We start from the raw sequence: 26,281 nt of genomic DNA, 5'->3' as shown, positions 1-26,281 counted from the left end.
GTGCCGATGAATATCCCTAATCTGATTACCGTTCTACGCGTCCTGCTCATCCCGATCTTCATTTTGCTGTTCTATCTGCCTTACGAATGGAGTTACATGGCCTCCGCCTCGGTGTTCGCCTTCGCGGCCGCCACCGACTGGCTCGATGGTTATCTGGCGCGCCGACTGGAGCAAAGCACTCCCTTCGGTGCGTTTCTCGATCCGGTCGCCGACAAGCTGATGGTGGCTGTTGCCCTGGTCCTGCTGGTGCAGGAACACGGCAATCTCTGGCTCACGCTGCCCGCAGCGGTCATCATCGGTCGTGAGATCGTGATTTCGGCGCTGCGCGAATGGATGGCCGAGCTCGGCGCCCGGGCACAGGTAGCAGTTTCGAATCTGGGCAAATGGAAAACCGCGGCGCAGATGCTCGCGCTGGTGATCCTGCTGGCCCATCCAAAGGCGTTCAGCTTCTGGGTCGTGCTCGGTTATACGCTGCTGATGGTCTCTGCAGGGCTGACCCTGTGGTCGATGGTTCAATACCTTCGCGCCGCCTGGCCGCACCTGAAGACCGATGTCGAAAAGAAATAAAACTTTTTTGAATCAAGGGGTTGACGGGGCTTCTTAATTCTATAGAATGCGCCACACCAAGCGGGAATAGCTCAGTTGGTAGAGCACGACCTTGCCAAGGTCGGGGTCGCGAGTTCGAGTCTCGTTTCCCGCTCCAATTTGTACAGTGTTTGTTGTTGCGCTACTGACAGCGAATACTTTGAGGCCGAGTAGCAAAATGGTTATGCAGTGGATTGCAAATCCACCTACGCCGGTTCGATTCCGACCTCGGCCTCCACTATCAAAAACCCCGTAGATCAATGATCTACGGGGTTTTTTGTTGTCTGCAAGAAAGTTGGGTAATCCTCGACCAATGAACAGGGCTACTCAGTCAGGCACGCCCCGGTCTTGATATGGGTAACGCCCTCAACAGTCAGATTCGAGAAAAAGATACAGCCGATAAGCCGTGCGAACAGCGTCAATGTTTCTGCCATATCCGGGTTGTCGAACAGCACAGACCTTGAATCCAAAGCACACAGTGCGCCCCACAATCTGCCATCCGGCAGGAAAACAGGCGCGCCTGCGTAGCTCTCGATCGAATACTGCTTCACCACAGGACGTGACGAAAGTCGTCCATCCTGGCTGATTTGTGGAAGGAAGAGGGCTTGAGGATTTCTGCGAAACTCACTGCAAAGCGTGGTTTCCAGATCCAGCGTATCACCGACGTTTATCCCCAGTTCAATCGGATCGTAGGCGGAACAGACGATCCACTCGGTTTCCGTGAATTTGGCAATGCCGGCAAAGCGCGTACCGGTCAGACGGGTGACAAGCTGCAGGATGTTGGTGGTCGCTTCGATCTCGGCGATCGCGGAGCGCTCCTCGGGGCTCAAGGACGCTTTGAGAACGGTGTCACTCATTTGCATAGGGTCAAATCTCCTGATTGCTGGTACATCCCTGAGCTGGGCTCTGGTGACGTGTTGTGGAAGTCAGCGCCCGTGGGGGCGGGGTCGTGGTGAAAGGTGCAGACTGGTTTGGTCCAATCGCTGATTCCGGCGTCATCGTTTAGCGTAGACACCTCGGCGAGTTATGGGTTGCTTCTTCATATCGCCAATGCAGAAAAATCTCTGGCCTGGGATGCGAAAGCAGTGGTAACCTTCTGATCTTATTGATGTTTCGCTTTAATTACGTGCCCGGTTGCCTCGATTTACCGGCAGCTTCGGCTCTACTTCAAGCAGGCTTCGTAGCTCAATGATTCCAATGACTTTTGCTAATCAGTCGCCAGCAAGATTTAGTCTTCAAATCTACCACTGCGAACTTGCTTCACCGGGACGTCATGTATATATTCCCCGCTCGGCTTTTCAAGCAGCCATCCTCTCAGGACCGCAACCGAAAAGCTGAGCAACGCAACACCGCGCTACCGCCCGAATGGCGAAACTGGTAGACGCATGGGACTTAAAATCCCCCGCTCGTAAGGGCGTGCCGGTTCGATTCCGGCTTCGGGCACCATGAATATCAAGGGCTTGCATGACATACCTCATGCAAGCCCTTAGTTCTTTTTTCCGCAATCAAAAAATCTTTTCCGCAATTCGTGACCGTCATTCACTTCGTAGGGGTAACCTTCATCCCCTTGCGCATTCGGATGTACTGTTCTGTCATCCCAACGGTTGTATGTCCTAGCTGGTCCCTAGCTTCTCGGATGCTCCCTGTTGACTCCTCCTTATCCGTCGCCGCTTTTGCTCTTAGGTCGCGCATCTGAAATTCTGCTTTTGGAATTCCGGCTGCTTCCCTGGCGTCATCAAACCGCTTTCTGAGCATGCTGGTCGTCATTGGCTGCCCAGAGTCGATTACTACCAGACGTGTTGATCTGATTTTGTGTCCAGCCTTTCGTGTCATGATTCGATCGATTACGACTTTGAGCTCACCAATGATCTCGATCCTTCGTTTAGCCCCTGTCTTGCCTTGCTGAACGGAGAGCTTTCCGTCTTTTATGTCTCGCTCATCCATCTTCAATGTGTCTGCGATCCTCTGGCCTGTTAGGTAGAACAGGTCCAAGGCGTCCCTCAATGGCTGATCGGCATGCCGGTAGGCTCTGGCAAGTACGTCGTCTTCAACATATATGTCGCGACCGGTTTCTTTATTGCCTTTCACGCCTGAGCAAGGATTTGCCAAGGATGTATAGCCATTCTCGCGAGCAAAGTTCCAGATAGAGCTGAGTAGTGCCTTCTCCCGATTCGCGCGAATAGGTGCTGTCTTGCCACGATGACGAATGGGATCGCGTGCCGCGCCTGGAGCGTTGGCTGACGGATGTCATGGGGGTGAAGGCAACCGACTACACCTCTAAGGTCGGCAAGCGCTGGATGATCTCGGCCGTGGCGCGGGTGATGAAGCCCGGCTGTAAAGCTGACTCGGTGATGATCCTCGAAGGTGTACAAGGCGCCGGTAAGTCGACCGCGATGAGCATGCTCGGCGGTGAGTGGTTTATGGATACGCCGTTTGCCCTCGGTGACAAGGACGGCTTCCAGGCGATCCGCGGTAAGTGGATCGTCGAGCTGGGCGAACTGGACAGCTTCAACAAGGCCGAGAGCACCAAGGCCAAGCAGTTCTTCTCAGCGTCGACCGACACCTACCGCGAAAGCTATGGCCGCAGAACCCTGGACGTGCCACGCCATTGTGTGTTCGTCGGTACCACCAACCAGGACGAGTATCTCAAGGACGCCACCGGCAACCGCCGCTATTGGCCGGTGGCCTGTACCAAGGTCGACGTGGCGTTGCTGCTCGAGATCCGCGACCAACTGTGGGCCGAAGCGATGTTCTGTTTTGAGGCCGGCGATCTCTGGTGGGTAACGCGAGAGGAAGCGCCGATGTTCAGCGAGGAACAGGACGAACGCTTTGTAGTGGACGAATGGGAAACGCCCATCCTGACCTGGCTCGAAGAGTCGCAAATCGGCGAGACCACCACCGGCAGTGAGGTAATGAGTCAGGCGCTCAAGCTCGATCCCGGTCATTGGGGCAAACCGGAGCAGATGCGCGTGGGTGCGATCCTACATCGACTGGGCTGGCGACGGTTCCGTTTGGGCGCCCTGAGCAAGAGCGGCCAGCGGCCTTGGGCGTACAAGAAACCGGAGGGTTGGGGCAGGGCGCCTGCGCTGGAACAACCTGAGTTCGAGGAGCCGTGCTTCGATGATTAAGGCGATCGATATGGCCCTCAAGCAACGGGCACAGGAGCTGCATAGCGATGAGGTGGCCGCCGGTTACTCGGGCGGCAACATGGTCGCGATGATGATGGAAAGCGGGGGCCAGCTTGTGCGCGGAAGGCGCGGGAGCAGGGTGCCGCTGGAAGCCTCACTGGACATCGAACGCATCATCAAGAAGCGCCTCGACCCCGAGCTGATGACGGTGGTGCAGGTACATTACTTCCAGCCTGACGCGCCCTTGGCGACGCGTCTGACGCGCTGTGGTTGCACACGCAACGTCTACTACCAGCGTCTGCACGACGCCCACATTGTGGTCGAGCACTTCCTCCTGGGGGAAGCGGCTTGATCGTGGGCATACCTCTGGCTCACGCCGTCCCACCGACCTGTGTCCGTCCTACTGCATTTGCAGTCGTGGGACGGGCGCAGGCCCCGTCGTTGTTGGGCTGTCCCACCGTCCCACCTTTTTTGCCTCCCACCCGTGTATGCGTAGCGGGTACAGGTAAGCGCGTTCACGCGCACGCGTGCTTTTTAAATTTCTCTCTATACACGAGAAAAGAGAAAGAAAAGTAGGACGGTGGGGCAACGCCCCAATCTGCGGGACTTTCAGACGTCCCACCTTGTTTTAGAGAAGTGGGACGTATGGGACGCCGTTAAATCAACAGAAGCAAAAGCCAGCCGGGTTGAGATATTCACCGACATTCGCCAGCCGTTCACCGGGCGTCACCCACACATTCACCGGATGGCATTAAAACGGTCTTGCTGCCACCAGAATCGAGCTGTAAAAAGGGGCCATCTTCGATGGGTGCGACCGCAAAGCGCGGCAGGCCACCCACCACTGACCCGGCCATAGCGCCGGGTCTTTTTGTTTAAGGGGCAGGGCAATGACGAACGAGCAACAGGCACTGGCAGAGATGCCTATCTGGTTGGTGATTGCCTTGTCCCTGGTTGGCGGCGTGTCCGGCGAGATGTGGCGCGCTGACAAGGATGGGGCACGCGGTTGGGCGTTACTGCGCCGCCTCGCACTTCGGTCCGGTGCCTGCATCGTCTGCGGCGTGTCAGCGATGATGTTGCTGTTCGGCGCGGGCCTGTCGATCTGGACAGCGGGCGCCCTGGGTTGCCTGACCGCGATGGCCGGCGCGGACGTCGCCATCGGCTTGTACGAACGCTGGGTGGCCAAGCGGCTGGACCTGAGCGAGGCCGAGCCGAAGGCATGAGCCGGGCAGGCCGGGTAGGGCGCAGATTTTACGGGTCCTCCCTGAGGGCCGCCCCCTACACGGGTTATCGAACTCGCGGATTCTCTCTAGCTGAAACCTTTGCAGGGATGTCCGTCTTTCCAAGTGGAGGACGGGGCTCAGCACTGATAACGATCACGGATGTGCTGGTTGTAGTAGGCGCCTTTGGACACCGCGGCCATCAAGCCATTGTGGATGGCTGATGGGACGCCGCAGAAATCGTAAGAGTGACCCTGTTCAAAGCGGATCCTCATTCGTCTTGTTGCTGAGTCGTAGCCAACGGCGGTCATCGCACTGGAACGCACGGCAATCATTTCCATGACATCTCTCCCTCTGACGGATCGTCCACTGATGCTAGTCGAGCGAAGCGGATCTGCAGCCCAGGCCACCGAAAAGTCGCCGGGGACCCTGAGGACTTTCGAAGGACACGGGGTCGGAAACCCGCGGGATCGTGTTAGTGGGAGGTCCACCAGCTTACTGAAATTTCAATCCATTGAAATCTTGAAAGGATTCATTGAAAAGCTGCTGAAAAGCAGGGCTCATGAGAGAGTCCAGCTGTCTGTCGAAAAACGCCAAGTGGAGACGGTCGGCAGCTCGCCCAGCGACATCACTAGTAATCATTCGGTCGAGCGCCGAGCGATCCTCCGGGTCGTCTTACCCTTTAAAGCTTAGGCGTCCCAGTTCCCTGGCCAGATCGCGTACAGCGTGTTCACCTGCATCTGTCCACGCTCGTAGGCATAAAACTCTCCCCTCACTTCCCGGGGTTTCGAACGCCATTCAGTCGGGTTCTCGGTCACTGTCTCGTCAGAACGACGATACAGAGGCGTCACCGAGGGCTTGATATAGCGTTTCTCAATGTCTTTTTCCACAGGGCGTAGGTTCGACAGTAAGTGCGCGCCACAATGCGCAGGGAACGCAACCGCAGCTAATCCGTTGTCGTAGGCTACCTGGATAGCCACATCGAAGAACGCATCCACGATTGATGCGGTGGAGTGTGTGGCCAGCATGTCATCCATCGGGTTGATGGCACGAATAATCAAACAGTTTCGGGTAGGGTGCAGGGCCGCAATAGGCTCGAAATAGACAAGCGCCATACCGACAAGGCGCCGTTGCTTCGGGTCGAAGACCACCAGATGCGCATGTCGGGGCTCGTTCCACATTTTCGTGTTGTTACGCGTGCACAGATCGGCGGCATGCTTGGCAAAGAAGCTCGCCGGGTGTTTGGACAGGATGGCGTTCAACTGCGTGGCCATCTTGGCCGACTTGCCCTTGCTGAACTTTTTCCGCTCTCGCATGACCCAGCGCTGGCAAACTTCTAGGACAATCTTCTGGGTTTGACGTAGCGCCTCGCGCAACTGAACATGCCCACTGCTGTCTGGTGGAAGGTCTACTTCACCGATCAGGCGAGTGGCTAGGAACGCGGCATCCGTCTCAGAGAATCGCCGTACAAAGGTATCTACATGACAATCGAGTGCGTCCGGCAGCGTACTCGAGAACATTTTGTCCAACTGTTCCAGTCGTTCGACAACGTCGGGCCCTTCCTGGGGCATATGCACGATAGTTTCTAGATCTTGTGCGATCCATTGCCCAGCCAGTGAATCCCGGTGCGCGGCTGCAAAGAGTACGCCCAAGTGTGCAGCGAGAGACCAGGGGTCACTCGCACTCTGTTTCAGGCGCTTGGCACGAAGATATTTGCAGGCATCAAAAATGTGCTCGGATCTGTAAGGCGAAAACTTATCGGCATACAATTTTGCATGCTCCAGTGCTAGCAGACTACTGCGCTCGAGCGGCGCTTTTAACTCGCGAATGGCGCTAACCCATTCCATAACGTAGTTCTGACGCAATACCAGCGCTGACAGATGGGACTGGCACCCATAGACCTCGGGCCAGGTACAACTCACCGAGTTGGTAGTAGTTCGGTACAGCATGGCAACGGCATCCGCCTCCATTTCTCCAAGCTGTGTACAAGATGGACCTCCCCCAGCAAGTAACTCATCAATCAAGGGTGTTAGTGCAGCCAATTGATTTCGCAATACCAGTGGTGGCTCCCAGGCATGGCGTAAAACGCTGCTCAGCAAGATGCCTCCGGTCTCTGCCAGGATCATTGGCAAAATCGGCAACAGCGCAGAGTGCTCAGTGGCGTTCAACGTTGCATAGGACTGATCGTATGCGGCTTGCGCAGCGTCATCAGCCGGGTATGGTCGACGCCCCAATTGCTGGACAGTGCGCTCGCGGATCGCACTGCTTATACAGGCATTGTTGTTCTCAACGAATGAGAAGTTATTCCTGTTGTACGCGTCGTCCAGCAGCAGTGTGTAGGTGGCATCCGTACTACCCCAGGAACGCAGATCGTGTACACCGTGGGCATGAAAATACCACTCTCGAATCGCCTGAACAGACGTCAGTCCCTTTTGTTGGACCAGGAAACTCAGGATCCCACGGCCGAATTTCACAATAGGTTCCGCCCGTTGCATATGCCAGAAATCCGGCAATCCAACGCTTTGGCTCAGATATTGATAGGCATCGCTGTTCCCCCCCTGGAGGGCCTGTCGAATCCATTCGGCGACGGCCTCCAGCGACTGGTCTTTGCCTCGGCTGTCGAGTACTCCAAGCCATCGGTCGAGTTCGGTGGGACGTGTACCCTTGTAGCAGACCTGGAAAGCCATCACCCCCAGCGCATTTCCGTAGCCGTATTGAAGCAGTACTCGCAGATAGTCCGACAGCTTATCTGGCTCGTGGAGATAGTCGGTGCATTGTGCAATCTGCTCGATGCTCAATGAGTATGGTGCGCCCGCCAGAAGCTGGATCTCCGCCAGGGGTACAATACCTTCGGTGCGTTGGCTGATGGCGAGAATCAGTGATTGACACTGGGGTAGTTTTTCTACGGTTGCTCCTAGCGCCTTCAGCACTCGAATCAACGGGATGGATGGTGTTGTTGATGATTGCAGCAACCGCTTGAAGCGTGCGATTTCTGTCGGTGTGCGAGCCATAACTTCATCAACCACACACGACCAGATGCCTGGTTTGGCACGCCACAACAGACTCTTGGATACTTCAAATACGGCGTTAAGATCACCCACACCGGCGCTTTTTAGGCTATTTAGGTTCGCGCTCAGATAGGCAGGGTTGAAAGCAGAAATCTGATGATGAAAAATCCCTGCGATTTGCTCTCGGGCAATACCATAGCCGAGCATCAGGCGGATCATGCGTCGGATGACGTGTCGCGTCGCCGCATTGGTTTCGCGCCGTTGATAGTCCCGGCTTTCCTTATAGACGAGCCAGTCAAACTCTTCAGCGGAGGTGACGATCTTTTCCCGAACAAGAATCCAGGCAAGTTCTCCCTCCAACCGTCGGTGTCCATAATGTGCGTAAGGCAGTACCTCTGCCACCTTGTACAATCCGAAATGGTGCGCCACCTGAATCCATTGTGGATCCATCACCTGTAAATCTTTCGCCCCTGGCGCAGAGGGAGGTTCCAGGCATCGGAGCGACGCGTCGATGCTGGGGGAGTAATAGACGTTCTGACCAAACCTATTAAAACCCAGTACGCGCTTAAAGTGGTTGTCGTATAGGTAGCTCCGCCCCTCGAAGGTCTTCACCTGGGTCATCACACTACGGACATGAGGCCACGTAAGGCGTAGCGGGACGAACCACTGGCCGAATTTTCGGAAGGCTGACCACTCTTCCGCAATCAAAGGCACCGTCGCCGGAATGCACAGTGCCCGGCGGATGTAAGGCTCCGCAGTGGGAGTCTCATCGAGCAGGGGGTGTACGTTGTCGCGAATCCATTCGCGCATCTGACGGACCTGCTCACGAAGTGCCAGAAAAGGATGGGGCTTATCTTCATAATCGGAGTGCCAATGTTTGTCCTGGAAGCGACTCACTTCGAAGCTTTTCAAAACTTTGGCGCGGAATGCACGGTACCCATGCAACTGGGCAATATTCGAGTCGCTCAATGTTCTTCCTTTTTGCTCTTGCTCGTTACCGGTAAAAACATCCGATCAGAAGCTCATGCCATTAACGTCGAGAGTGGCAAAGATGCTTGCTCAACTCCACCGAAGTTAATGCATTTTATCTCCGATCTTCAGCAGCCCGGCTGGCCCATGATCGTGACAGGTGCGTCGGCTGGCGCTGCATGGGCTGAATCTCGACGCCCAACACACTGCCGAATACTTTCGCCGTATGGGGCGAAAGCGGTCAAGCGCCAGCACCTGCTTTCGATCATGAGGAGATATTCAACTGTGTCTAGGAAACACGTGGCAATTCACTGAACCCTGACAGGCAGCTATCAGCCCTGAGTGTGAATACGCTTCGCCAAAATTGAAGTACGCGGGTCTATGTTAAATCTGAAATTAATCGGCACGTCAGCAGATGTGGATTTCGCTTAGAACGCGATTCCCCGTCCAGTTTTGAGTACTTGTCGCGCTGAAAGACGTTTTTCCACAGTCTCGGCCGATTGCTGCCTGCCACGATCAGCTGAAACAGCCCCAGACCTGCCAGTAGCCATCGTCAGAAATCGCCCAAAGGTTTTTGTTGCGAACGTCTGCCACGACTTACGGCAGTCTATGATTTAGCCGCTGGCCGGTTAGCGGACACCAAAGGCGTCAACGGGTTAGAGCCTTGGAAGACAAACGGGGGCAGACCACAATTGCACTGATCATGCTGTTTTCGGCATGATGCAATTATGCCGCGATCGTGGTGATCTTTTTATTTAGAGACTTGATTCGACTTGAGCAGGGACAGCGAGGTAATGCATGGCGCGGGATAAGTATGTATTTAAAGATTCGTCACGGATTTACAAGCAAGCATGCGATCTGGCTCTTGTCTTGCGTAGCAGTATCAACGGCGCCACTGAATGGTTTTCAGAGGCTGTGCAGGAACTGGAATCTCGTGGATTAAACTCCCTTCACGACGATAATCAATGGCTTCAGGCCATTGACTTCGCCAGACAGCGCGTGAACTCTATCGCGAGCTCGATTGACCCCCGCATCGCAATCCCCGCTCTATTGCAGGCGGTGGATGACTTTTATTACCACGACAAAAACTGGAAGCATGAGGTACCCATTTGTGGTTCCGCCATGAAAACTTCAATCGCGGAGATCTGGCCAAATCGCAATGTTCAGACGGCAGTTAACAGAAGCGCTGCGCAACTGGTCAAGTTGGTATCGGCTGTCATGGCCTGGGAGCAATTGACCGGAAGCTATGAACACTACAAGGTTTTTGGATTTGGCCCGGTTACTTTCCAATCCAAGGGCTTTGAATACTCTAGTGATAGGGACAGAGAGGTATTGGACCACTGGAACGCAATGGCTCTGCCCTACGGGACAAACCAGAGAACGCTGGCGCAATCCAAGGCGGTTATTCTTGAGTCTCCGAAGGAGTTTTGCGACGCAGTGTCGCTCGTGCTGAAAGGGCAGAAGCCGAGTTCTATCAAGCTCTTCGCCGGTACCGTATTTGCGCTGGCTGGAAATAACCCGGACTTTTGGTCAGGACTCAATGCCCGCCTGGCTCTCCTGTCATGCGCTGCCCGGTTCAAGTTGGCCGGTTCGCAGGATCACGGCGGAGTCGTGTTGTTCGAGGAGTTTATAGCCGCCTCTGCTGGCTTTGGTCTGGGAGCTGAATCGGCGCAAATGAGCATCAAGGCCTGCTTCTGGCAACAGGACTGGTACCGGGATCGGATGAAGGGCTACCCATCGAACATGTTGGTTGAAAGACCCGCGTTACGCATCGACAACAAGACTTTTGCCACGTCCATTTCGACGATTGTCGACTCGATAAACTGTTTTGTTGAACACTCGGTTTTTCGCTACATGGGTTATGGCGGTGCTCCAGTGGACGAGGAAGCATTCCGGGTACATGTTTCATTGCCGTTTGAGACGGATGCGGTGGAGGTATTCCAAGAGGCTGGCTGGAAGGCCAGTGGGGTTAGCCATGCTGGTTACTGGGCTGCCAACAATTGTCAGTTGATGCACCCTGATGGCTCGAAGGTGCCTGGAGAGATTGATGTGTTGGCTTTGCATCCTTCCGGCCTACTGGCGCTGGTTGTTGAGTGCAAGGTGCTTTCTCAACCTTTTTCAATGAGCAAATTGACTAATGTGGTTGGTAAGCTGGGGGAAGCTGACCAGGATGGCTTTCATGCGAATTTGGAAAAGAAGGTCAACTGGCTGGCAGCTGTACCCGCTCTGCGGGGAGCTCAGGTCGAGGGCGCGCTGTTGGTGGACCAGGGCAGTTTTCTCGGTGAGGGGGCCAAGCATCCGGTTGTTGATCTCGAGCATTTGCGCGTCTTGCTTGGCGATTTAAACGAACAGGTAGCGATGGCCGTTGCTGAGAAATCGTGAGATCAGAATGGCGAGTTTGAGGTGGTGATCAGCTGCACCTTTTCACTAGCTGATGCTGCTTCAGGTCTCAGGCATGCTGTGACGAGCGAGACTCTCAGCAGGACTGTCTTAGTGCTTTGAACGCGGAGTTGCGCCAAGTTTTGCTGGTACAACTGATATTCCATTTACTAGCGAAGTCACGAGTACCAACATCATTGTTGCTATTGCAGCTGGCAAATATTAAATGAGAGCTTTAACCTTTCCTCAGTGGGGATATTTATGGGGGGGCAGTCGGCGTGCTCGCAGCAGGGAGCGTGAAATTGACATAAAGTTTTGGGCTGGGGGAAAACCTGAAGCGCCAGACGCCATATAGCTATGTTTATCAGCTCCACGAGCAAATTTACTGGAAATAGTTTGCGATTGTAGGAGCGGGACTATAAAGTCTGGAGTCCGTAGACAATGCAACAAGCTGCAATGCGCAAGCACTAGGAAAAGGAAGTCCAGTCGAAATGATATACGTTGACTCAACAGATAACACTCTCGATCAAAAAGTCAAAACCGTTTGCGCACCACTTTTCGCTAGTGACCAGTTCTTGCAAAGTGGTCATAGTGAGAGCACTACCAACGCGACAGTAACATTCGTCCAGTTAGATGCACGTGTATATGCTGTCACCTGCCATCATGTCCTTGCTGCATTTCTTAGTGAAGCCTTAAAAACGGGGCATCGAATCGTTCCTTCGATTCATTCGGGGCGCGCTATACATCAGTTCCATTGGTATGGACCCCAGGGGCAATACCGATGGTCATTTACCAGCTGTCGCGACTTTCCTTCGTTCGATATGATCAATGACGAGAAAGCGCTTGCCAATCTTGAACGCCAGAATTTGGAACGACCAGACATCGCGATAGCGGATTTGAGCGATATCTGGCCCGTGCTGCGAGATGTTCGAGGTGCACAGGCTATTAACTTGGACAATTGGGTGGATCCAAACTGGTTAGTGACCCAGCCTGTATGGCTAGCGTTCGGATTTCCCAATGGGCACAAGTACAGTTCTAGCGACATGCTAGCCGCTCCGATGCCACGTGTAGCCGTTGAGCTTGCGTCCTCGGTTCCTTCACCAGAAAAGCCTACATACACACTATGCTCGACACTTGCGGTTGAACACGGTTGGGGATTTAGCGGACTCAGCGGAGGCCCCGTATTAGTTGCCCATACAACCGAAGATTGTTATGCATATGTGGGAATTACTTTTGAAGGAAGCCCCAGCACAAAAGAGATGGAAAGTAACCCGGAATCGTTTCTGGGGAAGCGAGATATCCTCCTGATGGGCTATTATCTGACGCCGAGTATTTTTCGTGAGTGGCTCACACAATTAAAATTTGGTGTGGAACTTTCCTGATATCAAACGTGTTCTCAGCTGCCGCAGAACGCTTGCTTTTGGCCGATTATTGTCTTTGGCGAAGGGCTGCAATCCACAACCCAAAGCTGACACTTACGGAGTGCGTCACTGGAGTGTCTCAAAATATTCGAGAACTCCTGTCTGTGGCTCTGTGGTGAAACTGTAAGTCATATCGCCAGTACACCTTTAACAGTTGACTAAACTCAGGTATGTTTTGCTCATCAGAAGGCAATGCTGCCTATCTCGTCAAGCCGTTTACAGGATAACTACATTAATTTACGATATTCCTCTACCGATATTGTATTTATGTCCGGCAGGATCGTGGGAAAAATAGCATCATTACTAACAATTACATTGTCATGATCGACGAGATATATTGTGTGAAGTACATCTAGTAAGTCGTTTTTTGACGCTGCCTCCCGAAGGCATTTTCTTTTCAAGTCATAGCCAAAATTTGCAAAAAAATATAAATCAAGACTATTATTATAGGTGCTCAATATTTCCTGGTCACTCAGCTTTGAGTCTGGATATAGAGCTTTATAAGTTGCAGGTGCGTCCTTCTGCTTCATGCGCTCCATTATGACCCGTGAAGGATGCAAGTTCTTAGGCAAGTTTTTCAAGTAGTCAGGCGTCTCACGCTCAGGCGAGAACAATTTATCTAAATCTAAGCGAACGGTCTTTGGAGGTGGAGCGGGAACAGCATAGGCTGTAGTTACCTCGGTTTGAAAAACCTTTGTACCAAACTCATACCGCTCAATAACTTTATCGTAATCGTGCTGCGTCAATTCAGTATTTAATAAAATGCTCCGTATCTTATCCTTCACTGCCTCTGATTCAAGCACATATGCTCCGCCTCCAAAGGCCAACTCCATCATCTCAAATGGCATAAAATCTATAAGTCTAAGTTCAGTAGCCTGAATAGATTTAAGTACAGCCAACCTAACATTGCTATCCTTTGACCTGCCGATACCCTTAGTTAGCTCAAAAAGTGAAAAAGTTGACGTATAAGATTGTTTTAGTAGTTCTTTGTTGTCGCCTATGGAACCTCCAAGTGCTCTCAAGGCGTTGGTTTCTAGATAATATTTCAATTCAAATACCCCCGAGTATTCCACTTTAAAAGTTTCTAAAATCTAAGCCCGCAAGATACCAATCTTGCCAACAAAATATTCTTTTTACGCTTCAAAACCTTTTAGGATGTTCTTGGCGTCAAATAGCTGACAGGTCATTAGCTCGATTTAGTTTAGCCTTGAAGGGTGTCATTTGGCCATTATTATTCTCTAGGGCTCTGCTGGCTGGACACTTAACCGGAAGCTGTCTGTTTTGTGTGCCAGCTATGAGCCCCACTGGTCAATCATGAGCGGCCGCTATTGGCCGAGGCTGTGTGAAAACGTTTTTCAGCGCGACAGGTACTCAAAAACCGGACTGGAAATCGCGCTTCTACGTGAAATCCACATCTGCCTGAAGTGCCGGTAAATTTCAGATTTAACGTAGGCGCGCACACTTCAATTTTGGCGAAGCGTTTCTACACACTCTGGACCCAAAGCGGCCGCTCAGGTGGAACTCAAATGACGGTTCGACGAGGCTCAACCGGGGAGTAGAGACTATGCGGAAACGTACTCCTAGATTGATGTTGAGGGGACAAACTGTGCACCTCTTCACCTGCGGAGAACAGATATGTAATCAATCTACTGACTGAGCGTAGAGCAATGCGAGTTTCTGTTCGGTAGCTGATAGTTTACGTCCAATATCATGACGAGCCACCGCACGCGAGGCTTGCTGTCGTGCAGCGGGTGATCAAGCAACGTGGGATGTCTTACCCCAGGCATTGATGTTTGCCGAGCAGTATGTGGAGCTCAATTGCCCGAATTGATGCGGCTATTAGGAGGATATGGCGAAAACACCTATGAGGAGTGTCTCCTGATTGCGTAATTCAAAACCTGAAGTAAAGTCTGCACGCTACACCGAGCCAAATGACTAGATATCGACAGCTTTGTCTGCGGTCCAATTAAAGGCAGTACCGCTTTCGTCGGAGTTTCCGGTACCGACTTGCCCCTCAACGGCGGTTTCTGCGTCGAATCCGCCGCGCATGTCGCCTACGCGCGAGGTTCCGTCCATTTTTTGAAGCACGCAAAGTCGCGAAGCACCGACGCCAATATATGTGTACTTGCCCTTTTTGGTCGTAAAAATGTTGGCTGCCGGACCGACAATGAGCCAAGTCTGCTCCTTCGTATTGAATTCAAAACCTGCACTGTGCGGAGTGCTTTCAATGGTCTTTAAAAGCACGGTTAAAGAGCGGCTCATGTAACCTCCAGGTGAAAAAAATTGCGAAAAAAATTTTGTTATTCACGCACCATAGTACGGTTGCTGGCAATTTCAAGGAGCTATCAGATGTGACGGGCAGAAAGCGTTGGCTCTAACATGAGTAGCAGTGATATGAGTTGCCCGCGTCGGGATTGTCACCAGCCGACCAGCTACCTTCGCAAGAATGGATAGAGTGACGCCCACGTGCCAATCAAAGCACTAAAATCAGCCCTTCACGCAGATCGTACCGCGAGGAGCTGGGGATCAGCACCAAGCGTGACCATTGAGTTGGGTGCGCTCTTGCCGCGGCGTCATTCGACAAGTCGCAGTTCCAATTCATCCCGCCTGCCGCGTTAGCGCGCTTGTGTCAGCATTTTCGTGCAGCACTCAAAAAAATCCATTGTTTTGAAATTTCCGCGAGTTTTTAAAAACGACGATCTTTTTCGGATTATTCAACTAACATTCTTTTTGATCTGTAAATGCACAATTTTCCCGAAAGGAAGTCATGTCACGCAAAGGGGGCTGCATGGTGCACGTCTCGCTCAATAGTACCGCTATCGAGAGTTTGGCTGCTCGTCGACGGAGCGGTCTTCGCCCAGTCCAACAGTCGGAGCTGCCACCGATATCTCGGCGCAACTTCATCAAAGCTATGGTAACAGGTATCGTTGCGCTGTCTTGCAGTCCCTTATATGCGCTCAGCCTGAAGTCGCGCCATGCCAGCGCCCAGCTATGCGCCAACGGTACACCGATCTGGTCGCTCGATACCGGCTGGCTGGCTGGTGCTCCGCTACTTCAAATGGTCGAGCACGGCGGGAAAACGATATTGTCACTGTCCGGTGCGCGCTATCCGGGTACAGACGTCAGCGCCGATTTCGAGGCGACGTTCGACCTGCGCGCCGACATGCCGACCATGTTGCTACGTCACGCGCTCGATCCACGGACAGTTGAGGTAGCCTTGTTTGCGTGGCTGGCCGGCGACGAGGCTGTCGAGTTTCAAGACCAAGCCCAAGTCTTCGCCGGCGCGGCCGGTGCGTTCCTCAATCTGCGCCAGTTGGTGCACGCTCAGGTACGTTTTTTCCCTTCGCTGGCGCTGGCAGCGACCGCGCCGGGAGGCTGGCACCTCGGCGGCACTGAATTTCGGGGATTGGCCGATAGCGTGGTGTTGTCGCGCCCAGCGGAAACGGTGCTGCTCGATTCGCGATCGCCGCTGCTGCGTAGCCAGATGTTAATACATGCAGGCGCCGGTCAGGCGCGCATTGCGCCGCGGATACGAGCAAAACAATGCAACGGTTACTCGGTCAGTACGGTATCAATGGCCTCGTTGCGACTGGAGCAGGCTGAAGACGCTCAAGGCGCAAGGCACCACGCTTTTCTGGCCGAAGGTGTGGGTGCCGCGGTTGTAAGCCGAGAAGACGTCGCAAGTGCGAGGAGCCAAGGCGCCCGCGTATTGGCACGCGACCCCGAGTATGCCCGTTCGGTGACCGCAGACGGCGCCACGAGCGCGTTGTGGCTCGCAGCCCAAGGCCAGGCTGTAACGCCGTTCGGCAACAGTGTTCTGGTGTCGCGACCGGCGGATCCCGGCGAGCCGGTACGTCTGCAATCGGACGCCAGCGGGATTGCAGTCAGCTGTTGCGCGCACCCCCATACCGTCGCAGTCGCTTCCGATGCCAACGTCAGTGTCACAATCCGCTTTCCGAGGGCTCCGCGGGTTCCAGGCGGTACCGCCGCCAAGATCTGCCCGTTTACATTCGCACATAAGGAAATCTCACTTGATGGCGCGGAGATCACTTTTAAACGGCCAGCAAACGCGCTGATTTTACGCTTTTGTCTCGATGGCTTCAGGCTTGTGCGCAACTGGAGGGGTATCAGCCTACGCGCTAGCGAGGGGTGCCGTCTGACCGTATTGACGGGAGCGCAGTCGGTACTTGAGGAAACGTTCTTTGTTCCGCCGCACCAATTCAGCGATAAACCTGAGCTGCCGCAGGACATTCTTACTCGCTATTTAGAGAACGAAAAAAACAAATACCTTCTGAGCGGAAAACCCGCATCAGGTTGGCCGGTGGAGCAACTACTGCTGACGAAAGCCTTGGAAAGGCCGGCCGATCCGGCAACACCTGAATATGAGGCCACGAACAGGTTTGAGTCGCAGGCCGTAATATCGGGCGATTCGCAACTGGTGTACCGACTGGCGCCAGAGCGTAGCCTAGCCGCCCAGGCACGACTGAAGAAACTCACTCTGTCGCTTGGCAGCCTGCTTGATGCCGAACTGTGGAAGCTGGTTGTGGTCCAGGATGCGGCTAGTGACGAGTCCCGACGGAAGGCGGTCACCGGCGCTCCTATTCAAGTGAGCAAGGCCGTGCCGCCGGCCGACGCCACCTATCTCGAACTGCCCACCTCGCTCTATGTGTCGCCAGACGAGGGTGGCCGCTTCCGGCCGTCCGGTCTGGCAACGCCATTGCCCGGCCAACATCACGATATTTTCCGCCTAGTTGGCGATGTTGGTCAGACTCGTTCTGGAATGCCGCTGCGGGCGATCGCGTCGCGCGGGTTTACGCTGAACAAGCAACTTCCCGGGCATTTCGATCCGGTGCATGCCGATAATCCCGATCCAACTGGCTTTCGCACCTCGCTTGACATGCGCGACCGTAGCGAACTGGTATGGCTGACCTCGCAGTGGGATCAGCCCGCGTTGCTGGGCACCCGGGACGTGCGGGCGGACCATGGCGGCACGCACGAGAAGGGCGTCGGCATTTATGTCCCCCAACCGTTCTACGCCGACGCGCTGTTGCTTTCGTCGATGGGCGGAACACTCAAGTCGCTTGGCCGGTGGGACCCACCATCGTTGACGAGTGCCGGTTTCGCACTGAGCGTCGAACGCTGGGAGCATCGCGAGACATTCGGCAGGCTGTGCAGCGAAACTCTTGTCTACAAAGGGTTCTTGTTGCCATTCGGCATTCGCGCATCGCTGCTGAAAGTAACGGAGCGGCGCGAGGTCAAGTTACCGGAGCTTGGCGTGCTATCGCTGCCGATGCAGAAATTTTTCATCGAGATCAGCAACCCGCTGGTGCAATACAGCGAGTCGCTGGCGCCCTACGCTGGCAGGACGTGGCCATTCCTGAAGATCGAGCTCGAGTTGCGCGAGCGCCTGCAAATTGAAGACCCAACACTTTCAGGGCTTTGCGGTTTTGGACAGTCAGCGTTCAAGATCTGCGTCGAGCGTGGTCATGGCTACCTATTCGGTTTTGACATCGACGGTGACCCCAAGCGCAAGGGCACGGCGATGCTAGCGTTCGTGGAAAACACTATCGCGCACAATCTCGCAGCTATGATCGCGGTTACTGGAGCCTTCAATCGTAGTTCGCAGACAACGTGGGGCCACAAGCAGCAAGCATGCGCACCGCTCGGATCAGATGAGCTTAGCCAGTACGACATGAATCTGCTTAATGCCAAGGTGCGCTACGCGCCGCCGCGCACATCTGACGATACCTCGTACGTGACAACACGTATGAGTGTGCGGCTCGGCCTACATGAGAATCTGGTCAACAGTGCTGTTATCGAAGCCAGCGGTAAGCCACCCACTTATCCTGAAATGCAGGGCGCCTCGATCGTCATTCCGGCACTGAACCGCCTGACTGGACAGGACCCACAGATGTCCACCGAGGTTATGATTGCCCCATTGTTCCGGCAAGTCGGGTTCGATGCGCCTGGGGCGGCTACGATGAGTAACGAGAGCGAGGTCTTTCTTAGCCTGCAAACGCCTGTGGCGATGTCGTTTTCCGGCAAAGGTGAGCGAGCAGGGGCAGTCGGCACGCCGAACATGAATGCGCACTTTCTGTCGCGATCGGTTGGATTGATGGGGCAGACGGCCCAAGTGCTGCACACGTCCCCGAGTAGCGCGGGGTTGTCGCAGCTGGCAAGTGGCGCTTCGTCAAAAGTGAGCTTCAGCGGTTCCGACTTGTTTAGTCCAGACGCAAAGCTCCTCGGCGTGCTCAAGTTGGCCGACCTTTGCGAGGTGCTCGATCTGAAGGAAGTGCCGCACTTTATCGAGTCGGCGCGCCACCAAGTGGACGCTGCGGGTGAAGATATTGGCATCAAAATATGCCAGTTCGTCAGTGCCAGCAAGCCTGTACTGGCCGATGTCTTACACGACCTGGCGACGGAATTGGCGAAGTACAAATCGTTACTCCCGCTCCAAGAACATTTGCAAGAGTTTGGCAGTGCTATAAACGCGATCTCTTGTACCGGAAAGCTTGATGTCGCCATCGCAGTTGAGCAGATCGCAGTCGCGGGTGGGGCGCTCGAGAAGGCGCGTCGCTTTGTCGAAAACCTAATGCAGAACCCGGCTTTGCTGCTTCCTACTGATATTACCAGCCTCATCACGAAGTGGCTCAAGCTGGTGGCCGACTTGGAACTTGCATATCGCGACCTCAGGGACGGAGTCGAACAACAACTGGCATTGCTCAAAGCCGAAATCATTGCAGCAGTGCGAGAAATAGAAGCCGAAGCCGGGGCGGCGGTATCAGTGCAGCTAAATAGAGCCTGCGCTGAACTGGTCGATTACCTGTATAGGCTGGTCACCCTCGTGCTGCCGCCCGACCAGCAGGTAGAGCAACTTCTCGTACTCTATCAGCAGTTTCAGAAAGTCTACCTCGATGTCTTCGGCTTGTATCGGGAGCTGAGTTATTACTGGGAGGTTTGTGAGCCTTCGCTGGCAGCCGTCGCCAGAGATTGCCTGCTAGCCGCGGCCGGTGCTGCAAATAGTTTCATCAGCCAGCTTTGCAGAGCTATCGAAGCACCGTTGCACAAGCTTGATGAGGTGCTGCGCAGTTGGCCAGAGAGTGAGTATGAGGAGGCGCGCGCTTTTTTTCGCCGGGTGGAACCGTCAGTGGACGAACTGACGGCTGCTTACCTCGCGCTGAGCACTTACGATCCAAGTAATTTTACGCGGGTGGTTGGACATCTCGAGCGGTTTTGGCGTGCGTTGATTGATATCGACCAGGTGCTTGGTCAGCCGCGAACCACCAAACTTCGTTTGTCCGGTGGCGCAACGGCCTACCTGAATGTGGTGCGCGACCAGGTTACGGATGTCCGCACGATACTGGCCGATACGTTCCGGAAACTTGGACTCCTGAGCGTGGAGGTGGCGGGCAGCGGGCGACGAGAAGTCAATCAGATCTTGCAAGACCTGGTAAGCCAGATTGGCGCCAGCGTACGGGCTATCTCAGCTGTGCTGAATGGCGCCACTCAGATGTGGCAAAACGCTTCGCTTAACGATAACGAAGTTATCGGTCGTGGCATCGAACTGGTCAAACTTTGCGTCATTGTCCAGGGGCGATTGCAAAATATCGCAATGCCATTGCCGAGGCCGTCGCTGTATATCTTATGCCCTCCGTCGATCAACGCACTGCATGCACGGATCATGATAGTGCTGCGGGTTATCGACGAAAAACTACGGGCTTGGCTGCTGGCACTGGTACCCACCGTCGACCCCGATTGGCTGAAAATGGTGAACGAGTTCGAATACCTACTCGGACCGGATGGCGCTGCACGTTTGAAAAAACTGGTCAACGCACTCTACAACACTCGCCAGACGCTAGTGACCGACAGCGCTAAGCTCGACAATATTGGGGGGCCGCCCTTCGATGATGTAATCAAAACGATTGAAGAAATTCAGCTCAGCTGGCGGGAACTAGGAGCAGAAATCAAGCGCATCGGCGAAGCTCCGGACCGCCACGTCATCATGCTAATTGAAGGAAAGCTCCGCGATATGGCGTCGCAGCTGATTCCCGCTGAGATCAAGCTCGATTTCGATTTCAAGACCATCATCAAGAAAGGCGTGGCGATCTTTGAGCCTGGTAGCGCTTCGACTCCAAACGAGGCGACACTGAAATTGTGTGCGCATATTCGCCACAATCTACTCAGTGGTGCGTCATCTTCCGACTTTACCGGCGTACTCACTAGTTTCCGTCTGAACCTGCTTGACCTGTTGATCATCAGTTTCAGGGAAGTGAAATTTGAGTCTATATCCGGTTCCGGATCGAAATTGTATCCTCCCCAAATCGACGACGTCGGGTTCAAGGGGTGCCTCAGTGTCGTCGATGGACTCAGAGCTTTTTTCAAGGGAGGCAACGGACCGTACGTGCTTCCGGTGCCAAATGGCATGCGCGCCGGCTATCGCATCAACCCTGGCACGATCCCGTTAGCCGGCATGATCATTCAGAATATGGTTATCGACGCTGGAATCGAAATTCCGTTCGACGACCGCGCAGCGGTTACGACGTTTAGCGTGTCGTCCCGCGCCAGCCCAGCCTTACTATTCATCGCTCCATATGGCGGTACGATGTTTTTCGGTGTCGAGATGGCCGGCGACCGGCTCGTATCGATCGAGGCGGAATTTGCCGCCGGCCTGGTAGCGGCATTTGACCTTGGCGCTGTCAAAGGCGATGGCCGAATTACGCTCGGCTTTTATTTCAAACAGTCGAGCTCTGGGCCGCTGCTTAGTGGGTTCTTCTTCGCCGGCGGCTCAGGAAATGTGCTTGGTATTATTTCAATCAGCGTCGCGTTGCGTATTGCTCTGGTGTACGAGAACTCCCGAGTTACTGGTCATGGTGAGTTTTCGGTCGAAATCGGCTGCTCGCCCTTTGAGTGGTCACTTAATTACAGCGTCGATTACGCCGTTTCCAACGCGGCTGCGAGTCGTCGGCTGCTGGGCCCTGACACTGCGCAGGTGCCTGAAAAACATATTTACGGTAAGCAGGAGCCGCTGTCGGTATTCCTGCACGAGCCGACCTGGCGCAAGTTTCAGGCGGCGTATACCAGACCTGGGGAGGTCGCGTGCCCAATTTGAATTGCTCCACCCAGGCCAATAGTTCAGAAGACCCGATCACGATCGGATGGATTGTCATTCCCAAGGGCGTTTCTACGCGCAGTAAGGGTTCCGGTACGGTCCAGGTGCTGGCGTTAACGACGATGGCGCTGTTCAAGCAGCAGACGTTTTCCGACCGTGGACCGTTCGATGCCGCAGGCGTCGTCCAGAACTGGCCAGAATGGGTCAAGAAAAATCTACGGGCATTTGAGGTCAGCATTGCCGTTGACAGTGGAGCGCCGCCGCTGCATATCGAGCACGTGCTACCCCAGGCGGTGCTCGATACCATCTCCACCAACTTGTGGGACACCTTCTTCGCCCACGTCACGCGGCCGGCGACCAACGTCCACAATGCATTTGCAGCGAAGTCTACTCCGATTACGCTGCGCGACCCCGTTACCGCATTTGCGCGGGGCGCGCAGGATATTGTCGCCCACCTTGTTACGCACCAGATGACGCAACTAGTGCCGACGGCGCAAGCGTTATCCGGTCATCCCCCCGGAATGTCCGCAGCGATCGACAGCCTTTTCCCACGAGTGGAAGACAATGCGGTCACTGCAGACGCCCACGAATCCTGGCAGCGCGTCCTGCGAACTGAATACGCCGCGCTAGCGAATATTTTTCTCCCACCCAAGCCAACCCTGAGCGAACTGACTGCAGCCCGTACCCCGCAGGATCGCTCCATGCTGTCGAGCGCCGAGCAGCAGCTGCTACAAAATATCGACGCGGCGTATCGGCCGCAGTTGGCCCCAACAACAGCGGGCAAACCCGACGTAGCTATGGTCACTACAGTGTTTTCGGCCAATTCGCGCAACCAGTTGTTGAAAAGCATATATCAGCTCAATGTGGCCAAGGAAACGGACTCGCGCTTGTTTTCCAAGTGGGTTGAGCCCCAAAAGAGTCGCGATAATGAGTGGTGGAAGCTGGCCGTTGCGCAACTGGTCACTGGACTGCCGTACAAGCCAGAAGTGAATAGCACCGCCTCGGACGAGGATCGCTACAACAGCGCTCAAAACCGGCTAGCAATGCTGATGGCAGAGCCGGGCATGCTGAGCAGTATCGGTATGCTGTTCGACTTCGAAATCGAAGTACCAGCTCTGGCGCAGGAGTCGCAGATATCGGTGCAACCGCAGTGGCGCAGCGTCGCTGGTTTCTGCGATAGCGGTCAGGCTTGCGTTATGGGACCCGAGGGCACCCCGTTGCCACGAGCGGAGGCTTCCACGTCCGTAAAGCTGGACACGCGGTCGCAGGCAATGCGGGGCGTATTCGACCCCCGCGGCTACCTGCGGCTGGGTGCCGACTATTCGAAGAGCGGGCCACAGTTCATGCTATCTGACTTTCGCGTTGATGAAGCGCTGATGACACTACAGAACGGGGCCCAGACCGACCGTAACCGTATGCCGGAATATTCGCCCGGCGCCAACCGCTTCACCCTTCCGCCGGTTGCAATTGGTGAAATACACTCGCATGACTTGATCCTACACTGGATAATGCGACCCGATTTAGCAATTGCGCAACGTAGCCAAGCGAACACACTGGTGTTTCTCGACGACTTGGTGATAGGCATTCGCCCGCATCTCGGGCGCCTATGCGGTGACCGGATCGACTGGTTCGACCTGACCTCACGCACCGTTAGTTATGCAACCGTGAAACGGGCACGCTCACAGGCCGACCTGGCGCGCGACGCTGGCTTTTCGCCTCTGGTGCAATCGGATAAGCGCGATCAATCGACGTCGAGCGTATCGGAAGCTTTGTGCAACTGGAACGGCTGGGGCATTGGCAGCCGGCAACCCAATGCCGTTGCCTCGTCCGTGTTTGGGAAGGAGGAATCGGTGACGCCGAGCTCGCTTCCACCGTTTCGCTTTGGTGACCAGGTGTACATGGGCGCGCGCCTGGTGCTGCGCGATGGTTCCTCCCTGAAGACCGCGCAACAGGCAGCCGTTGCGTTCGGACAGAGCGACACCGGCCGAGACCCACTGCTGAGTGTGGGTAGCCATGCCGGCGGTAAGCAGGAGCCATTCCGGTTGCTTCGCTGGGAACGGCTGAAGGCGCCAGTGGTGTTGCTCGCAGGAGCAATGGGACCGCCCGAATGGTGGCCGGCCGAGCACGCCACTCGGATGGTGGTGGCCACCGGTCTGCAGAATGGGCGTAGCAACCACCGGCATTCGCGCCGCTTCATCGTGCCAGGTAAAGAAGAGGACATGTATTCCACGTGGAAAAACGGCATGTTCGAGCAGGTCAAGCCGAAAGAGTCCGCGTTCGCCAATGTCGCGATGGACGACAAGGGGCAATTCGTGCTGGTGCCATCCGCTGGCGCTGGCGCTGACGGACGCGAGCCCGCCTTCAAACGCACTGGCTTGTCCGGCGGCAAACCGCGGAGTATGCCGTATCATCCTGATCCCCTTGTCACTCGGATCCGCATCTACGCGGCGCGCCGTTCGTGTCCCGGCAGCGGCCACTGGATCCCGGTATGCGACCGCGCGGGCAAGCCGGTACTCGCCGAGTTCCAGCTTTACCATAAGCGCCGTTGGCCGAATGCGCGGGAAGTCCAAGTGGACCTGCACGCAGCCGAGCGGGACGGCCACCTCCTGTTTGTCGCCGACCACCAGCGATCGGTGCTCGATGTGTACCTACCGCAGGGAGAGTCAATGGTGCTGGTGGTAGCCCCGCTCGGTGATCTCGACATACTGGACCAGCGCCACGCCTTCGGCCCCCGCCGCGTAAAGGCGATGCTGGCAAAGGTCGGCAGCCCCACGTTGCAAGCGATGGACGAAGGGATGTTACGCTCGCTTGACTCCGGACTGATGCAATTCCTCGCTAACCAGACAATGATTGACATTGAGCACGTATTGGACCGGCCTGCTCAGCTTCCCCTGTTACAGCTGAAGCTCGACGGGCGTGGGGAAAACGACACCAGTCAACTTTTCGAAGCCAGCCTTGAATTTGATCCCGGTAGCACCGGCACGATCGAGGTGTACGGTAGTTGGGTCGAGTACGAGGGCAGCTTGGCGAGCCTGATTAAGGCGCACGCGGAAGGGCGGGGCGGCGAACCGCCGCGTTCATTCGTGCGCGAGGCACAGCGTTATGAGCACCATGAACTCGGTTCCGACATCATCGGGGGCGATCCGGTCAACAACACTGCGGTGCGCCCGCTGATGTCGAAGACTCTGCCGTGCAGGCATGAACTGCATGACCAAAAACACCGCGAAATCGTCTACTGGGCGCGCGGAATCAGCTCTGTCTCGAGCCTGGTAGACGACGCGACGCGCCGAATGGTGGGGGACAGTTTCGCTTGGCCGACGCTTACCTCGGGCCACTTCGACGCCCTTGCCGAGCTCGCAAGCCAGCCCGGCCCTCGCCATCACCACATCCTGGCGTCGAGGAAGCCGAAGCCACCTTCGTTGATGGCCGTGCTGCCCGCTTTTGCGTTTCGAACCGAAAGGACTTCGACGGCTATACGCCGCACTCGCACCAGTGTGCTGGCGGTTCACATGGACTGCGACTGGTTCGACAGCGGAAACGGTGAATTGCTGGCACTGGTGCTACTCGGGCAGGTGGACCCGGCCGACCGGTTCGGTGATGTCCGCGAGCGCTTCGAAAAGCTGGCCTCGTTTTGGGGGGCAGATCCGACTCGACAAGGGGGGGAGAGTCTAGCGCGCCTGCCCGACTATCTCACCGCTAGCCACTTGGGCGGCGCACCGCAGGTGGTCGACTATCCACTCGACGTTTCCGACCGTAAAGGTGCGCAAATGCGCATGGCGCTGTACCAGCCGGTGTTCTGTGCTGAAGAGGGCAGCTGGCGAGCCGAGATTGCGGTCGTCAATCCGAGCGCGGTGTCGCGCCCGTTCGTGCGCCTGGCATTTTGCCGTTATCAGTTCCATGGGCTGCCGCTGTGCCAGGTATCGGAAATTGTGGTGGCTGACTACGCTCAACTGTCGGACGAGCGCGAGGCGGTAATCATGCGCGACCGCGGCAACAAGGAGTTGCTTAAGGTGACGGTGTTCGGCGTTTCGTTTGAAGGAAACACGCAGAGCGTGCAGCCGCGCATGTTCGGCTGGTTGGAACGTCGCTGCGCCCATCACGAGGGTGGTGGCGAGTCTGCGTGGGTGGCGGATGGGGAGCCCTCAGAATGGCCACGCAGTGTGCGCGAAGGCCAAGCCTGCTGGCATGGAGAGTTGAACACGGGGAAGGTGCCCGGCCGCGACCGGCTCCGGGTGGCGATCCTGGAGGAGGAGCACTATCGACGCGCCGACAGGGCCGACAGCCACGGTGCGATTACGGTGTACTTCGATCTGGTTCCGCTCGATGACCGAGATTGATCAGCTCCTTTTTTACTGTGGCAGACTACACGCTGGCAACCTGTGCGGGCATTCTCCTAGAGAAATCCGCTGTCGGCCGATAGCTGCCCTTCGCGACGGGCTGCTATCGGCCGAATGCGGTTATCCGA

At 55.4% G+C, this 26,281-nt stretch carries 12 protein-coding genes, 3 tRNA genes and 2 pseudogenes; 11 read left to right on the top strand and 6 right to left on the bottom strand.

The features are described from left to right. The first annotated feature begins 6 nt into the window (after positions 1-6). The 3 genes from pgsA to BLU71_RS09420 all read left to right on the top strand — a co-directional run bounded on the left by pgsA (position 7) and on the right by BLU71_RS09420 (position 823). Complete coding sequence (gene pgsA, locus BLU71_RS09430; protein WP_042610378.1) at positions 7-567, top strand: CDP-diacylglycerol--glycerol-3-phosphate 3-phosphatidyltransferase; 561 nt, start codon at positions 7-9, stop codon at positions 565-567. A gap of 60 nt (positions 568-627) precedes the next feature. After that, positions 628-703: transfer RNA gene (locus BLU71_RS09425), tRNA-Gly, on the top strand. A 46-nt stretch (positions 704-749) separates the two neighbouring features. After that, positions 750-823 (top strand) — tRNA-Cys (locus tag BLU71_RS09420). A gap of 85 nt (positions 824-908) precedes the next feature. On the opposite strand, the gene BLU71_RS09415 is transcribed toward BLU71_RS09420, so the two are convergent. Further along, a complete protein-coding gene (locus BLU71_RS09415) occupies positions 909-1,442 on the bottom strand; it encodes a GAF domain-containing protein (protein WP_371919855.1) in 534 nt (177 codons plus the stop codon). Between the two features lie 502 nt (positions 1,443-1,944). On the opposite strand from BLU71_RS09415, the gene BLU71_RS09410 reads away from it, so the two are divergent. Continuing rightward, a tRNA-Leu gene (locus BLU71_RS09410) sits at positions 1,945-2,031 on the top strand. A 93-nt stretch (positions 2,032-2,124) separates the two neighbouring features. Here BLU71_RS09410 and BLU71_RS09405 read toward each other — a convergent pair. Next, positions 2,125-2,793: pseudogene (locus tag BLU71_RS09405) on the bottom strand (tyrosine-type recombinase/integrase); the annotation flags it as partial. Here BLU71_RS09405 and BLU71_RS09400 point away from each other — a divergent pair. From BLU71_RS09400 to BLU71_RS09390, 3 genes and pseudogenes are all read left to right on the top strand, one after another. Beyond that, a pseudogene (locus tag BLU71_RS09400) lies at positions 2,790-3,713 on the top strand (VapE domain-containing protein); the annotation flags it as partial. The pseudogenes BLU71_RS09405 and BLU71_RS09400 sit on opposite strands and share 4 nt — an antisense overlap. Then, complete coding sequence (locus BLU71_RS09395) at positions 3,706-4,065, top strand: hypothetical protein (protein WP_083352906.1); 360 nt, start codon at positions 3,706-3,708, stop codon at positions 4,063-4,065. The pseudogene BLU71_RS09400 and the gene BLU71_RS09395, both read left to right, overlap by 8 nt. 535 nt (positions 4,066-4,600) lie before the next feature. Next, positions 4,601-4,933 carry a phage holin family protein gene (locus BLU71_RS09390; protein WP_008080174.1) on the top strand — a complete coding sequence of 111 codons (333 nt, stop codon included), beginning with the start codon at positions 4,601-4,603 and terminating at the stop codon, positions 4,931-4,933. A gap of 137 nt (positions 4,934-5,070) precedes the next feature. Here BLU71_RS09390 and BLU71_RS09385 read toward each other — a convergent pair whose 3' ends face one another. Both BLU71_RS09385 and BLU71_RS09375 read right to left on the bottom strand, forming a co-directional pair. After that, positions 5,071-5,271 carry a KTSC domain-containing protein gene (locus BLU71_RS09385; RefSeq protein ID WP_083352905.1) on the bottom strand — a complete coding sequence of 67 codons (201 nt, stop codon included), beginning with the start codon at positions 5,269-5,271 and terminating at the stop codon, positions 5,071-5,073. Between the two features lie 348 nt (positions 5,272-5,619). Beyond that, positions 5,620-8,907: a hypothetical protein gene (locus tag BLU71_RS09375; RefSeq protein WP_083352903.1), complete on the bottom strand. Its 3,288-nt coding sequence runs from the start codon at positions 8,905-8,907 to the stop codon at positions 5,620-5,622. 798 nt (positions 8,908-9,705) lie between these two features. On the opposite strand from BLU71_RS09375, the gene BLU71_RS09370 reads away from it, so the two are divergent. Together BLU71_RS09370 and BLU71_RS27300 are read left to right on the top strand one after the other, a co-directional pair. Further along, positions 9,706-11,289 carry a hypothetical protein gene (locus BLU71_RS09370; RefSeq protein ID WP_083352902.1) on the top strand — a complete coding sequence of 528 codons (1,584 nt, stop codon included), beginning with the start codon at positions 9,706-9,708 and terminating at the stop codon, positions 11,287-11,289. Positions 11,290-11,777: 488 nt separating this feature from the next. Then, positions 11,778-12,668 carry a hypothetical protein gene (locus BLU71_RS27300; protein WP_156889225.1) on the top strand — a complete coding sequence of 297 codons (891 nt, stop codon included), beginning with the start codon at positions 11,778-11,780 and terminating at the stop codon, positions 12,666-12,668. 266 nt (positions 12,669-12,934) lie between these two features. On the opposite strand, the gene BLU71_RS09365 is transcribed toward BLU71_RS27300, so the two are convergent. Together BLU71_RS09365 and BLU71_RS09360 are read right to left on the bottom strand one after the other, a co-directional pair. Continuing rightward, complete coding sequence (locus BLU71_RS09365; protein WP_156889224.1) at positions 12,935-13,756, bottom strand: hypothetical protein; 822 nt, start codon at positions 13,754-13,756, stop codon at positions 12,935-12,937. Positions 13,757-14,642: 886 nt separating this feature from the next. Beyond that, positions 14,643-14,969: a hypothetical protein gene (locus tag BLU71_RS09360; protein ID WP_083352900.1), complete on the bottom strand. Its 327-nt coding sequence runs from the start codon at positions 14,967-14,969 to the stop codon at positions 14,643-14,645. 823 nt (positions 14,970-15,792) lie between these two features. Between BLU71_RS09360 and BLU71_RS09355 the strand changes: the two genes are divergently transcribed. Together BLU71_RS09355 and BLU71_RS09350 are read left to right on the top strand one after the other, a co-directional pair. Further along, positions 15,793-21,816, top strand: a complete 6,024-nt coding sequence (locus tag BLU71_RS09355; RefSeq protein WP_156889223.1) for a hypothetical protein — start codon at positions 15,793-15,795, stop codon at positions 21,814-21,816. Continuing rightward, positions 21,804-26,153 (top strand): hypothetical protein, encoded by a 4,350-nt coding sequence (locus tag BLU71_RS09350; protein WP_083352898.1) that lies wholly within the window; start codon positions 21,804-21,806, stop codon positions 26,151-26,153. The genes BLU71_RS09355 and BLU71_RS09350 overlap by 13 nt, the downstream gene beginning before the upstream one ends. The last annotated feature ends 128 nt before the right edge of the window (positions 26,154-26,281 follow it).

The sequence above is a fragment of the Pseudomonas moraviensis genome (assembly GCF_900105805.1).
GTDB lineage: Bacteria > Pseudomonadota > Gammaproteobacteria > Pseudomonadales > Pseudomonadaceae > Aquipseudomonas > Aquipseudomonas moraviensis_A.
The sequence above is the reverse complement of the archived record's forward strand: the minus strand, read 5'-3'. Positions and strand labels throughout refer to the sequence as shown.